The sequence below is a fragment of the Streptomyces sp. MS191 genome, assembly GCF_008042125.1.
Classification (GTDB): Bacteria; Actinomycetota; Actinomycetes; order Streptomycetales; family Streptomycetaceae; genus Streptomyces.
The window spans coordinates 591009-603885 of the sequence record NZ_RDBI01000040.1 but is presented as its reverse complement, the minus strand read 5'-3'; the positions used below and the strand labels follow the sequence as shown (position 1 = coordinate 603885).

The following is a 12877-nucleotide window of genomic DNA, read 5'->3' as shown; positions in this document are numbered from 1 at the left end:
CTCGTGGCCGGGGCGGTCGTCGCACCGGCGTCCGAGCCGCCGTCCGAACCGCAGCCGGTGGTGAGGGCGGCGGCTGCGCCCGCACCGGCCGTCAGCACGGTCCGGCGGGTCGTGGCGTCTGGAGTCATACCGGACAGCTTGCTGGCGTCCCGCGCCCGGGCGGCGGCAACACGCCCGTAGGGGCTCAGACCCAGGGGGTCAGCTCCCTCGCCCGGCCGTCCGGGTCCCGGCGTACCTCCAGGACGGCGGTGACGGCCTCCCGCTCGATCGGCCCGTAGACGTGGGGGAAGAGCGTGTCCTCCGACCCCTCCCAGCGGACCTCGCCGGACAGCCGGGACTCGTCGACCACGAGCACCAGCAGGGGCCCGACGGCGTCCCGGTAGTGCGCGTCGGCGATGGTCAGTGCCGTCGGCTCGTCCGGCGAGCAGTGCACGAAGCCCTCGGACGCGAGCGAGGGCGGGGCGTAGGGGAGCGAGGGATCGGCGGACCATTCGTCCAGCGGTACGACGTGCAGCAGCATGCCGACAGTTGTACCCCGGGTGTCCGGCCCGCACCGGTGACACCCGGTGGCGCCGGTGGTCGGTCCGGGTGACATTGGGCGGGTTCGCACCCGCAGGCGCGCACCCGACGAAAGGCGGAACCATGGCTCCGTGGACAGGCTCACGCCCGAAGGCCCGCAGGGCGCCTCGCCGGAGGACCTCACCCGGCAGCGGTCGTTCCGACCCCGACCGCCGGGCTCCCGGCACCCGCGGCGTCTCGGAGGGCGGTCGCCGCGGTACCGCGCCCGGGCGGCTGACTAGGCTGTTCGGAGCACTGTCGCTTTTGTCGAAGGAGTGAGGACGTGGCGGTACGAGCGGTCCCGGACCGTGTCCGGAGAGTCTCGCCTGGCCCGCGCCCGAGCGAGGGCGTCGCCCGGTGAGGACCGCACTCGTCATCGGAACCGGCCTCATCGGCACCTCCGCGGCGCTCGCGCTCGCCGGCCGCGGCGTCACCGTCCATCTGCGCGACCACGATCCGGCGCGCGCCCGGACCGCCGCCGCGCTCGGCGCGGGCACGGACGAGGCCCCCGAGGGGCCCGTGGACCTCGCGATCGTCGCCGTACCGCCGGCCCACGTGGCCGCCACCCTCGCCGCTGCCATGCGGGACGGGCTGGCCCGCGGCTACCTGGACGTGGCGAGCGTCAAGGGAGGGCCGAAGCGGGAGCTCGCCGAGCTGGGCCTCGACCTCCGCGCCTACATCGGGACGCACCCGATGTCCGGGAAGGAGCGCTCGGGCCCGCTGGCGGGCACCGCGGACCTCTTCGAGGGCCGGCCGTGGGTGCTCACCCCCACCCGGGACACCGACACCGAGGTCCTGAACCTGGCCCTCGAGCTGGTCGCGCTGTGCCGGGCCGTCCCCGTCGTGATGGACGCGGACGCCCACGACCGTGCCGTCGCGCTCGTCTCGCACACCCCCCAGCTGGTCTCCTCGATGGTCGCGGCGCGGCTGGAGGAGGCGGACGAGACGGCGGTGCGGCTGTGCGGGCAGGGCATCCGCGACGTCACCCGGATCGCGGCCTCCGACCCCCGCATGTGGGTGGAGATCCTGACCGCCAACCCCGGACCGGTGGCCGACGTCCTCGCGGGCGTCGCGGCCGACCTGGACGAGACGGTGCGGGCCCTGCGCTCGCTCCAGTCCTCCGACGAGGCGAAGCGCCGTGACGGTGCCACCGGCGTCGAGGACGTCCTGCGCCGCGGCAACGCGGGCCGGGCCAGGGTCCCGGGCAAGCACGGCGCGGCTCCGGCGCAGTACGAGACGGTCGCCGTGCTCATCAGCGACCAGCCGGGCGAGCTGGCCCGCATCTTCGCGGACGCGGGCCGGGCGGGCGTCAACATCGAGGACGTCCGCATCGAGCACGCGACCGGCCAGCAGGCCGGTCTGGTCCAGCTCATGGTGGAGCCCTCGGCTGCCCCGGTGCTGGGCGCGGCGCTGCAGGAACGCGGCTGGTCGCTGCGCGCGGGCTGAGGGCTGTCGTCCGGGGGCCCTGCCGTCGAAGTGACGCGACGCGACCGCCGGAGGCGTGGGGCGGGGCCCGGGCCGACCCACGCCGGGGCCGCCCGGGGCCGTCCCGGGCGGGGCCGCGCGGCCCCCGGAGGGTGTCCGTCCCCCCGGTCACTCCCGGCCCGATCCGGCCCGGAAGCAGGCTCCCGCACCGGTGGGGCCGAACGGGTGGCCGCCAGTCGGTAACCTTGTGGGGGTCCCTTGCATGTCCGCCGGGGCTCACCGCGTACCCAGGAAGGTGTCCCCCACCGTGGAAACCGTGATCGTCGCCATCGACGGCCCCTCTGGCACGGGCAAGTCGAGCACCTCGAAGGCGGTTGCCGCCAAGCTGGGGCTGAGCTACCTGGACACCGGTGCGCAGTACCGGGCGATCACCTGGTGGATGATCTCCAACGGGGTCGACGTCGACGACGCGGACGCCGTGGCCAACGCCTCCTCCAAGCCCGTCATCGTCTCCGGCACCGACCCGGGCCGTCCCACGATCACCGTGGACGGCGTCGACGCCGCCGGGCCGATCCGGACCGAGGAGGTCACCTCCAAGGTCAGCGCGGTCAGCGCCGTGCCCGAGGTGCGGGCCCTCATCACCGAGCTGCAGCGCAGCATCGCCCGGGGTGCCGAGCAGGGCATCGTCGTCGAGGGCCGGGACATCGGCACCACCGTCCTGCCGGACGCCGACCTCAAGATCTTCCTCACGGCCTCGCCCGAGGCCCGTGCCGCCCGCCGCTCCGGCGAGCTCAAGGGCGCCGACGTGGCCGCCACCCGGCAGGCCCTGATCAAGCGCGACGCGGCCGACTCCAGCCGCAAGACGTCCCCGCTGGCCAAGGCCGACGACGCCGTCGAGGTCGACACCAGCGAGCTCACCCTGGACCAGGTCATCGAATGCGTCGTCACCCTGGTCGAGGAGACGAGGGCGGCCGTCAAGTGACCCTGCCCTCCGCGAAGGGCGCCGCCGTCGGGCGCGGCATCGGCATCGGCCTGATGTACGGCCTGTGGAAGCCGCGCGTCCTCGGCGCCTGGCGGGTGCCGGCCGCCGGCCCGGTCATCCTCGCCGTCAACCACGCGCACAACATCGACGGACCCATGCTCATGGGCACCGCACCCCGGCCCGTGCACTTCCTGATCAAGCAGGAGGCCTTCGTCGGCCCCCTCGGACGTTTCCTGGAAGGCATCGGCCAGCTCAAGGTGGACCGGTCGAGTGCCGACCGGACCGCCATATCCAACGCCCTGGGCGTGCTGGAGCAGGGCGGCGTCCTCGGGATCTTCCCCGAGGGCACCCGGGGCGAGGGGGACTTCGCCTCCCTGCGGGCCGGCCTGGCCTACTTCGCCGTCCGCAGCGGCGCGCCGATCGTCCCGGTCGCCGTGCTGGGAAGCACCGACCGCCCCGGGCGGTTGGTCAAGGCGCTGCCGCCGTTGCGCAGCAGCGTCGACGTCGTCTTCGGCGACGCCTTCGAGGCGGGCGACGGCACCGGCCGGCGCACCCGCAAGGCGCTGGACGAGGCCACCGTACGCATTCAGGAGCGGCTCACCGGCCACCTGAAGAACGCCAGGCGCCTCACCGGGCGCTGAGTGAGACTCTGAGTAGTGGGTCAGCACCCACCGACCACGAATGATCAAGGAACGGACTTCATGAACGACCAGCACGACCACGGGGCACTTGGCGACGCCGAGTACGCGGAGTTCATGGAGCTCGCCGCGGAAGAGGGCTTCGACATCGAGGACGTCGAGTCGGCGATCGAGGAGGCGGGCCACGGCCCGCTCCCCGTGCTCGCCGTCGTCGGCCGCCCCAATGTCGGCAAGTCGACCCTGGTGAACCGGATCATCGGCCGCCGCGAGGCCGTCGTCCAGGACAAGCCGGGCGTCACCCGCGACCGCGTCACCTACGAGGCAGAATGGGCCGGCCGCCGCTTCAAGGTCGTCGACACCGGTGGCTGGGAGCAGGACGTCCTCGGCCTCGACGCCTCCGTGGCCGCGCAGGCCGAGTACGCGATCGAGACCGCGGACGCGGTCGTCTTCGTGGTCGACTCCACGGTGGGCGCGACCGACACCGACGAGGCCGTCGTCCGCCTGCTGCGCAAGGCCGGCAAGCCCGTCGTGCTGTGCGCCAACAAGGTCGACGGCCAGAGCGGCGAGGCGGACGCCACCGCCCTGTGGTCCCTCGGTCTCGGCATGCCGCACCCGGTCTCCTCGCTGCACGGCCGCGGCACCGGCGACATGCTCGACGCCGTCCTGGAGGCCCTCCCCGAGGCGCCCGCCCAGACCTTCGGCACCGCGGTCGGCGGCCCCCGCCGCATCGCCCTCATCGGCCGCCCGAACGTCGGCAAGTCCTCGCTCCTGAACAAGGTCGCCGGCGAGGACCGCGTCGTCGTCAACGAGCTCGCGGGCACCACCCGCGACCCGGTCGACGAGCTGATCAAGCTCGGCGGCACGACCTGGAAGTTCGTGGACACCGCCGGCATCCGCCGCCGCGTCCACCTCCAGGAGGGAGCGGACTACTACGCCTCCCTGCGGACGGCCGCCGCCGTCGAGAAGGCCGAGGTCGCCGTCGTCCTGATCGACACCGGGGAGTCCATCTCGGTGCAGGACCAGCGCATCATCACCATGGCCGTCGAGGCCGGCCGCGCGCTCGTCATCGCCTACAACAAGTGGGACACCCTCGACGAGGAGCGTCGCTACTACCTCGAGCGCGAGATCGAGACCGAGATGCAGCAGGTCGCCTGGGCGCCCCGCGTCAACGTCTCCGCCCGCACCGGCCGCCACATGGAGAAGCTCGTCCCGGCGATCGAGACCGCGCTCGCCGGCTGGGAGACCCGTGTCCCCACCGGCCGCCTGAACGCCTTCCTGGGCGAGCTGGTCGCCGCCCACCCGCACCCGATCCGCGGCGGCAAGCAGCCCCGCATCCTGTTCGGCACGCAGGCCGGCACCAAGCCGCCGCGCTTCGTCCTCTTCGCCTCCGGCTTCCTCGAGGCCGGCTACCGCCGCTTCGTCGAGCGCCGGCTGCGCGAGGAGTTCGGCTTCGAGGGCACCCCGATCCACATCTCGGTCCGGGTGCGCGAGAAGCGGGGCCGCAAGAAGTAGGCCCGGCGGAGGACCACGCACACGGCCGAGGGGCCGGGGCTGATCGCCCCGGCCCCTCGGCCGTCGTTCGTGGTCCTCGGACCTACAGCCCTCTGCGGGGGCCGGGCGGCAGTGCCGCCGGAACATGGTGGTGCTGCGCCGACCAGGCCACCGGGTGGGCCGCGTGCCGGGGAGCGTGCCCCTGCCTGTGCAGCCCGGTGCCCACCGGGGTCCCGAAGGCCCGGAACGCCAGATCCTCCTCGCCGCTGCGATCACCCGGCAGGGTGCGGAACGACCGGCGGTACTCCGAGTACAGGGCGTCGTAGATCGGCGTGGCCGACTGACCGTCGGGCATCACGTCCTGCGCCGGGCGCATGGAGGGGATCTGGCTCGACGGCGGGCGGAAGGGTTCGTAGGCGTGCACGTATGTGCCAACGACCCCGTCGCCCGTCGGATGCGGGCGGCCCGCGGAAAGGGCCGCGTGCCGGGGGTGCGGAACCGTCGGAACCCCGGGGACGTACGCCCGCCCCGACCTGCGTCGGCCGCCCTCGGTCACGTGCCGGCCAGCGGCATCGCGGCAGCCACCAGACGGCCGTTGGCCGCCGCCTTCTCCAGCGCGTCGCGCAGCAGGTCCTCGCGCGGCTGCTGGCCGATCGAGCCCACCGGAGCCGCGAACACCAGCACCGTGTGCGACTTGTTCGCCGCGGCGCGCCAGCCCTCGGTGACCTGGAGCGGCTGGTGGGCCTGCCACCACGCGGCCTGGCCGCTGCCGCCCGTGCCCGGCTGGAGCACGGAGTGCAGCTGACCCATGGCGACCAGCACGGACCAGCCCGGCAGCGTCCCCGGCCGCTGGTTCAGGTCGGCCATCGGCAGGAAGCCCTGCTCGATCAGGAGCGGCAGGAACTCGTCGCTGTCGCCGTCCGAACCCGGGCGGGCGACCGGGGCCGTCGGCTCGACGACCAGCGCCGGGTGCAGTTCGCCCTCGATCAGGACGAGGCCGCTGGTGACGCCCAGGACGGCCTGCTCCGGGTGGGCCGCGCCCAGCGCGTCCGCCGCGTCCGTGGCGGTGATGGAACGGACGGCGCCCTGGAGCTGCTCCTCGGCGACCTGGACGACCTGGGACGGAATGCAGCTGGCGTGGGCGAACGCCAGGACGGCGGTCTCCTCGCCGACGAACAGCACGGTGCTCGTGCGCTCCTGCTCGGAGTCGCCCGGCGTGCGGCAGGAGGTGCAGTCGTAGCTGCCCGGGGCGTTGTCGCCGGCGACCAGCCGGTCGGCTTCTTCGTCGCCGATCTCGGCGCGTACGTCCTCGCTGACGTCGAGCATGCGCGGCACGGGGTGCTCCCTGGAGTCGTTGCGTGCGACACCGGGCGGTTTCCCGGCTCGTCTCATGCCGAGTTCAACGGGAGAGGCTCGGCCGGGGTCACGCGTCGGCGTACGACAACTTGCGCGACTCCCGCTCGTGACACCGTTTCGACCGCCGTCCGCACCCCGTCCGCACCCCCTCCGGCGGCCGGCGGGGGAGACGGCGGGCGGCGGCCGGTCATGGACGGGGCGGCGTCCGTACCGTGGCCCGCCCGGCCGTGACTCCGACCGGGTGGGGTGCGCGGCCCGTCCCGCGCGGCACGGCCCGGGCGCCGGGCGCCCTTGCCTAGCCTGCCCCGATGTCGACGATCCGATGGTGGACGGCCGGTGCCTGTTCCGCCGTACTGATGGCCCTGGACCTCCTTCCGGGCCTGGCAGCGGCGCCCGCCGGGGCGGCCCCGGCGGGCGCCTGCGCCAAGGACCAGTGGCCGTGGGGCTGCGTCGCCGAGTGCGAGAGCGGTGGCCGCTGGAACACCAACACCGGCAACGGCTACTACGGCGGCCTCCAGTTCTGGCAGCCCACCTGGGAGGAGCACGGCGGGCTGCGCTACGCCCGGCGCGCCGACCTGGCGACCCGTCAGCAGCAGATCAGGGTCGCCGAGGAGGTGCTGCGGACCCAGGGATGGGGTGCCTGGCCGGTCTGCTCGAAGCGGTACGGCCTGAGCGGGCGGGTCCACACCGTCCAGCCGGGCGACACGCTCAGCTCGATCGCCCGCCGCTTCGGGGTCAAGGGCGGCTGGAAGGCGCTGTACACGGCGAACCGCGCCCTGATCGGGGCGGATCCGAACCGGCTCGTGGTCGGGACGATGCTGCGCTTCGCGCCCCTCACCGCCCGGTGAGCTCCGCGGCCTCCCGGCTGGACACCAGCGAGCCGCGCCGCAGTTCGTGCACCAGGGTGCCGTCGGGCAGCCCGGCCGGGAGCCGCTGCTCGGCGAGCACGACCGCGGCGCCGCCCTCCCGGGCGAGGGCGGCGAGCAGCCGGTAGGTACGGGCGGCCACCGCGGGCGACATGCCGAGGGCGGGTTCGTCGACCAGGACCACCGTGGCGGGGGTCAGCAGCGCCCGGGAGACCTCCAGCATCCGCCGCTCCCCGCCGGAGAGGGTGCCGGCGGGGCGGGCCAGCAGCGGCCCGAGTTCGGGGTAGGCGGCCAGCGCCGCGGCGGGATCGCCGGGCGCCAGTCCGAGGTTCTCGGCGACGGTCAGCGACGGGTACACGCCCCGCAGGTCCGGCACGAAGCACAGGCCGCGGCGGGCCCGGGCGTGGGCGTGCAGCCCGGTGACGTCGGCGCCGCGCCACAGGACCCGGCCGGAGGCGAGGGGGACGGTCCCGGCGAGCGCGCACAGGGTGGTCGTGCGGCCGGCGCCGTTCCGGCCGGTCAGCACGGTGACGGTGGCCCGGGGGACGAGGAGGTCGAGCCCGTGCAGGGCCTCCAGGGGGCCGTGGCGGACCCGGGCGCGGCGCAGGGCGATCTCGACGCTCATGACACGATCCGGCCCCCCTCCATGGTGTGCGTGACGTGGGCGATGCCGGCGACGAGGTCCGGATCGTGCTCGACGACGAGGACGGTGAGGCCCTCGGCGGCCAGGGCCGCGAGGATCCGGGCCAGGGCGTCGGTCTCGGCGGCGTCCAGCCCGGCGGCGGGCTCGTCCAGGAGGAGCGTGTGCGGGCCGCCGGCCAGGGCGCGGGCGAGTTCCACCCGCCGCAGGACGCCGGTGGGCAGCCCGGCGGCCTGACGGTGGCGGACGGCTCCCGCGAGTCCGAGCAGCCGCAGGCTCCGCTCGACGTCGCCGCGGCGGCGGGCCTGCTCGGCGCCGAGCAGGACGTTCTCCTCGACCGTGAGGGTGGGGAAGACCGCGAGCTGCTGGAAGGTCCGGGCGATGCCCAGTCTGGTACGGGCGTGGGCGGCGCGCGCGGTGATGTCGGCCCCGTCGAGCGTGACGCGCCCGCCGTCGGGGCGGAGCGTGCCGGCGAGGCAGTCGAAGAGGGTGCTCTTCCCCGCGCCGTTGGGGCCGACGAGGGCGGTGATCCGGGCGGGCGCGAGGGCGAGGGACACCCCGGACAGGGCGCGGACGCCACCCGGATGGCTGAAGCACACATCGTGGGCGCGCAGCCGAGGAGCCGCGGCCCGGGCCGGTGAACGGGCCGGGGCGGCGGCCCGGGCCGCCGGACCGGGCGGCGCCACCTGGCGGGTGGCGCGCGGCGCGGCCGTGGGGCGGGTGGCGCGCGGCGGCCTCGCGTGGCCCTCGGGGACGGCTTCGGCGCGGGCCCGGTCAGGACCCGCGGGGTGTCGCGCCGGGCTTCCGGACACCGCCCGGCCCGGGCTCCCGCGCGCGCGGCCCGGCACCGCCCGGCGGGCCGGCAGCCAGGAGGTCAGCGGCGGCACGCGGCCCACCATCGCGGCGAGGACACCCACCACGGCCGCCGCCACGCCCCCGCGGGTACCCGCGTCCAGGGCGACCAGCAAGGCGGCGCCCGCCAGGGGCGACACGAGACCGTCCGCCCCCAGGACCACGATCGCGGCGAACCACAGCAGGCCGCGGACCGGGTCGTACGCCTCCGGGTCGAAGGCGCGCAGCCCCATGCCCAGCAGCCCGCCGCCCAGGGCCGCCAGGGCCGCGCCCAGGACGAAGGCCAGCAGCTTGAGCCCGGCCACCGGCACCCCCGACGCCTCCGCGCCCGCCTCGTGGTCCCGCAGCGCCGCAAGCGCCCGGCCCGTCCGGCCCCGGCGCAGCGCCGCCACGGCCGCGAGGCAGCCGGCGAGGACCACGAGCTCCAGGACGTAGTACCGGCGGTCCTCCTCGAAGCCCGCCGGACGTCCCAGTTCCAGGCCGGACGTCGCGTACGGCTGCGCGAAGACGAAGCGGCTCACCGCCACCCCGACCGCCAGCGTCGCCAGCGCCAGGGCCAGCCCGTGCCGCCGGATCGCCGGCCACCCCGTGACCAGCCCGAGGGGGGCGACGAGCAGCACCGCCAGCCCCAGGGCCGGCAGCTCCGGCAGGCCCCCGGCCGCGAGCAGCGCCGTGAACAGGGCGCCCAGGCCGGCGTACGCGGTCTGCCCGAGCGCGATCTGCCCGCCGCGCCCCGTCACCACCACCAGCGACAGGAGGATCACGGCCAGCGCCGGGACCTGGATCGCCGTGTGCAGGTCCGTGCCCGCGAACCCGAGCGGCAGCAGGAACAGGACCCCCGCCACCAGCCACACCCCGCGCGGCACGCTCCCGGACGGCCGGGAGGCGACCGGCAGGACGTCCTGCCCGCGGCCCCCGACCCCCGGCAGGACCAGCGCCGCCACCAGCAGCGCGACCACGAACAGGTTCGCCCCCACCGCCTGCACCAGCGGTCCGGCCCAGCCCTCCGGATGGAGCCGGGTCAGCTGCGCCTGCGCCACGCCCAGCGCGAGCGCCGTCACGATCGCCACCGGCAGACTCCGCATCCGGGCCACCACCGCGACCGCGATCACCTCGACGACCAGCAACGGCAGCCCGTAGGGATCGAGGCGCACGTACGGGGCCAGCAGCACCCCCGTCAGACCGGCGGTGAACGCGCCGAACGCCCAGCCCACCGCCGCCACCCGGTCCGCGTCGATCCCGCCGAGCACCGCCAGCGGCCGGTTGTCGACCACCGCCCGCAGCTCCCGCCCGAAGCGGGTCCACCGGGTCACCGCGCCCACCGCCGCGGCCAGCGCCACGACCACCGCGAGCTGCGCCCACGGATCGTCCCCGAGCAGCACCGGCGCGTCCGACCGGGCCCCCGTCCCCCAGACCAGCGCGGCCGCGCCCACGAGGAGCACGAAGACACCGATGGAGGCCACCAGGGTCTGCGCCGGCGGCGAGCCGGCCCGCGCGAGCGGGCGGAACACCGCCCGGTCCAGCACCAGGCCGATGCCCGGCCCCACCACGAGCAGCGTCACCAGCGCCGCCGGCGGCAGCGGCCAGCCCCACTCCACCACCAGCAGGCGCAGTACGTAGGCGCAGACCATGGCGATCGCGCCGTGCGCCAGGTTGAGCACACCGGTCGCCCGGTACGTGACGATCAGTCCGATGCCCGTGAGCGCGGCCGCGGCTCCGATTGCGAGACCGGCGAGGGTGAGGTCGTAGGTCAGCGAGGCCACGGCTCACACACCGGGCAGGGATCGAGCTCCGCGTCCCCCACCGGCTCCGCCTCCGCCCTGCCTGCCACCAGCGGGCAGTCCGGGCGGTGCGCGAGCGTCCCGTCCGGGACGCGTACCGGCGGTGCGTCGGACGAGGGCGCGGGCACGTCCTCGGGTGCGTACGGAGCGGGGCGCGGGCGCGCCGGGACGCGGCCGGCCGCGGTGACCAGGACCGCGCCCGCCACGATCAGCGCCGCCCCCGGCACCGTGCACGAGGCCAGATAGGGCAGCTGGCGCTCGGCGAACCGCTCCCCGGAGACGCCGTACCAGCCCAGGACGCACAGCACCGCACCCGCGGCGGCCGCCACGAGGCCGCCCCACAGCAGTACCCGGGATGTCGGCACGGGGGCCTCCCTCGACTCGTCCCCGGACGCCCTCTTCCTTGCACTATGCCCCGAACCGGCACACCCTGGAATCATCAGGCCGCACGGCCTGCACGGACATCCGGTGGTGAGCCAGATGGTTCTCAGGGATCTCGGCGGACGCTCGCGCGTCGCGGCACTCGCCGCGGTCGCCGCGCTGGTGCTCGGCCCGGTGCTCGCGGGATGCGGCGACGACGAGGGCTCGCCCTCGACGACGTCCCCGCCCGCCGCGTCCGTCCCGCCCGCGGCGAGCGACGGGCCGGCCGACCCGGCGGCGGCCAAGGCGGAGATCACCCGGAACTGGAAGGCGTTCTTCGACCCGAAGACCCCGGTGAACGAGAAGGCGAAGCTGCTGGAGAACGGCGCCGAGATGATGCCGGTCCTGGCCGCCTTCGCGGGCGACCGGAACGCGGCGATGACCTCGGCCACCGTGAAGACCGTCGAGTTCACCTCGCCCACCGGCGCGAACGTCACCTACGACCTCGTCGTCGGCGGCACCCCCGCCCTCCCCGACACCAAGGGCACCGCCGTCCAGCAGAACGACGTCTGGAAGGTCTCCGTGAAGACCCTCTGCGGTCTGGTCGAGCTCAGCGGTGCGAACGTTCCGGGCTGCTGAGACGGCGGCGGCGCTCCTCATGGCCGCGCTGCTCGCCCTGGCCACCGCCTGCGGCAGCCGGCTGCCGGAGAGCGCGTTCGGGACGCGGCCCACCGCCACCTCCCCCTCCGGCGGTGAGCCGCTCCGCATCGGGATCATCAGCAGCGCCACCAGCCCCGTCGGCGGCGACGCCTTCACCGGGCCGCGCGACGGCGCCCGCGCCTGGTTCGACGCCCTGAACGCCCGCGGCGGTCTGGACGGCCGCCGGGTCGAGGTCGTCACCTGCGACGACGGCGGCAGCGGCGTCGGCAACAACGAGTGCGTGCACCGGCTGATCGACGAGCGGAAGGTGTTCGCCCTGGTCGCCACGACCGCGTTCGACTACGCCGGGGCCCCGCTCGTCTCCCGGGCCGGGGTCCCCGACATCGGCGGCCAGCCGCTCACCCCCGCCTACGACACCTACCCGCACCTGTACGGGATCTACGGCAGCTCCGCCCCCCGCACCGGGGCGGCGCCCGGCTGGAACGGGGAGCTGTACGGCGGCACCGAGGTCTACCGCTGGTTCAAGCGGGAGACGGGCGCGCGCACCGCCGCCGTCGTCTCCTACAACCAGGCCGCGTCGGCCGCCTACGCGCGCCTGGTCACCCAGGGCCTCCGGGCCGAGGGCTACCGGGTCGTCGACGAGCAGGTCGACTTCGCGCTGCCCAACTTCCGCGCGGTGGCCGCCGACCTCAAGGCACAGGGCGCCGACCTCGTCTTCGACGCCCTGGACACGCACGGCAACACCCGGCTCTGCGAGGCCATGGACGAGGTCGGCGTCCGCGTCGCGGCGAAGGTGACCAACGTGCAGAACTGGTCCTCCACGGTGTCCCGCGACTACGCGAAGTCACCCGTGTGCCGGAACGCCCTGTGGGTGACGGGCTCCAGCCGCAACTACGCGGAGGAAAACCACCCCGCGGTCAGGGAGTTCCGCGAGGCGATGGGTCAAGGGCCGCTCTCCCAATGGCAGTTGGAGGGCTGGGCGGCCGCGATGTGGTTCACCGACGCGGCGCGCGCGTGCCTCGCCGAGGGCTCCCTCACCCGTGCCTGCGTCGAGCGCTACGTCAACCGGGCGGAGCCGTACACCGCCCGTGGCCTGCTGCTTCCGGTGCGCTTCGAGAAACTGCCGGAGCCGCCGAAGACCCGTCACACCTGCCTCTCCGTGGCCCGTTGGCAGGACGACCGGGGCTGGGTCACCCAGGGGGACATGGACGACGACTGCGCCACCGTCCCCCAGCTCGGCTACCGACCGTGAAGCCCGCAGGGGGAGT

13 protein-coding genes are annotated in these 12877 nt (G+C 75.2%); 7 read left to right on the top strand and 6 right to left on the bottom strand.

What is annotated here, in order from left to right; translation table 11 throughout:
- Window positions 1–184: 184 nt before the first annotated feature.
- Window positions 185–520: a DUF952 domain-containing protein gene (locus EAO71_RS09620; RefSeq protein ID WP_147977344.1), complete on the bottom strand. Its 336-nt coding sequence runs from the start codon at window positions 518–520 to the stop codon at window positions 185–187.
- Between the two features lie 395 nt (window positions 521–915).
- On the opposite strand from EAO71_RS09620, the gene EAO71_RS09615 reads away from it, so the two are divergent.
- The 4 genes from EAO71_RS09615 to der all read left to right on the top strand — a co-directional run bounded on the left by EAO71_RS09615 (window position 916) and on the right by der (window position 5115).
- Window positions 916–2004, top strand: a complete 1089-nt coding sequence (locus EAO71_RS09615; RefSeq protein ID WP_147977343.1) for a prephenate dehydrogenase — start codon at window positions 916–918, stop codon at window positions 2002–2004.
- A gap of 241 nt (window positions 2005–2245) precedes the next feature.
- Entirely contained in the window at window positions 2246–2965 is a 720-nt protein-coding gene (cmk, locus tag EAO71_RS09610; protein WP_147977342.1) for a (d)CMP kinase, read from the top strand.
- The gene (locus EAO71_RS09605; RefSeq protein WP_147977341.1) at window positions 2920–3606 is read left to right on the top strand and encodes a lysophospholipid acyltransferase family protein; all 687 of its coding nucleotides are present in this window, start codon (window positions 2920–2922) and stop codon (window positions 3604–3606) included. Before cmk ends, EAO71_RS09605 begins: the two co-directional genes overlap by 46 nt.
- Before the next feature lie 60 nt (window positions 3607–3666).
- Window positions 3667–5115 carry a ribosome biogenesis GTPase Der gene (gene der / locus EAO71_RS09600; RefSeq protein ID WP_147977340.1) on the top strand — a complete coding sequence of 483 codons (1449 nt, stop codon included), beginning with the start codon at window positions 3667–3669 and terminating at the stop codon, window positions 5113–5115.
- 82 nt (window positions 5116–5197) lie between these two features.
- On the opposite strand, the gene EAO71_RS09595 is transcribed toward der, so the two are convergent.
- The gene (locus EAO71_RS09595; protein WP_315986589.1) at window positions 5198–5470 is read right to left on the bottom strand and encodes a hypothetical protein; all 273 of its coding nucleotides are present in this window, start codon (window positions 5468–5470) and stop codon (window positions 5198–5200) included.
- A 176-nt stretch (window positions 5471–5646) separates the two neighbouring features.
- Window positions 5647–6429, bottom strand: a complete 783-nt coding sequence (locus EAO71_RS09590; RefSeq protein WP_147977338.1) for a hypothetical protein — start codon at window positions 6427–6429, stop codon at window positions 5647–5649.
- A 329-nt stretch (window positions 6430–6758) separates the two neighbouring features.
- On the opposite strand from EAO71_RS09590, the gene EAO71_RS09585 reads away from it, so the two are divergent.
- Entirely contained in the window at window positions 6759–7298 is a 540-nt protein-coding gene (locus tag EAO71_RS09585; protein ID WP_147977337.1) for a LysM peptidoglycan-binding domain-containing protein, read from the top strand.
- Here the strand turns inward: EAO71_RS09585 and EAO71_RS09580 are convergent.
- The 3 genes from EAO71_RS09580 to EAO71_RS09570 are packed head-to-tail and all read right to left on the bottom strand — an operon-like array spanning window position 7285 to window position 10954.
- Complete coding sequence (locus EAO71_RS09580; RefSeq protein WP_147977336.1) at window positions 7285–7941, bottom strand: ATP-binding cassette domain-containing protein; 657 nt, start codon at window positions 7939–7941, stop codon at window positions 7285–7287. The two genes, EAO71_RS09585 and EAO71_RS09580, sit on opposite strands and share 14 nt — an antisense overlap.
- A complete protein-coding gene (locus tag EAO71_RS09575) occupies window positions 7938–10571 on the bottom strand; it encodes an ABC transporter permease subunit (protein ID WP_147977335.1) in 2634 nt (877 codons plus the stop codon). Before EAO71_RS09575 ends, EAO71_RS09580 begins: the two co-directional genes overlap by 4 nt.
- Window positions 10559–10954 (bottom strand): hypothetical protein, encoded by a 396-nt coding sequence (locus tag EAO71_RS09570; RefSeq protein WP_147977334.1) that lies wholly within the window; start codon window positions 10952–10954, stop codon window positions 10559–10561. The genes EAO71_RS09575 and EAO71_RS09570 overlap by 13 nt, the downstream gene beginning before the upstream one ends.
- A gap of 115 nt (window positions 10955–11069) precedes the next feature.
- Here EAO71_RS09570 and EAO71_RS09565 point away from each other — a divergent pair, with 115 nt between their 5' ends.
- Together EAO71_RS09565 and EAO71_RS09560 are read left to right on the top strand one after the other, a co-directional pair.
- Window positions 11070–11588 (top strand): hypothetical protein, encoded by a 519-nt coding sequence (locus EAO71_RS09565; protein WP_261992071.1) that lies wholly within the window; start codon window positions 11070–11072, stop codon window positions 11586–11588.
- A 19-nt stretch (window positions 11589–11607) separates the two neighbouring features.
- On the top strand, window positions 11608–12861 hold the full coding sequence (locus EAO71_RS09560; protein ID WP_147979195.1) for an ABC transporter substrate-binding protein: 1254 nt from the start codon (window positions 11608–11610) through the stop codon (window positions 12859–12861).
- The last annotated feature ends 16 nt before the right edge of the window (window positions 12862–12877 follow it).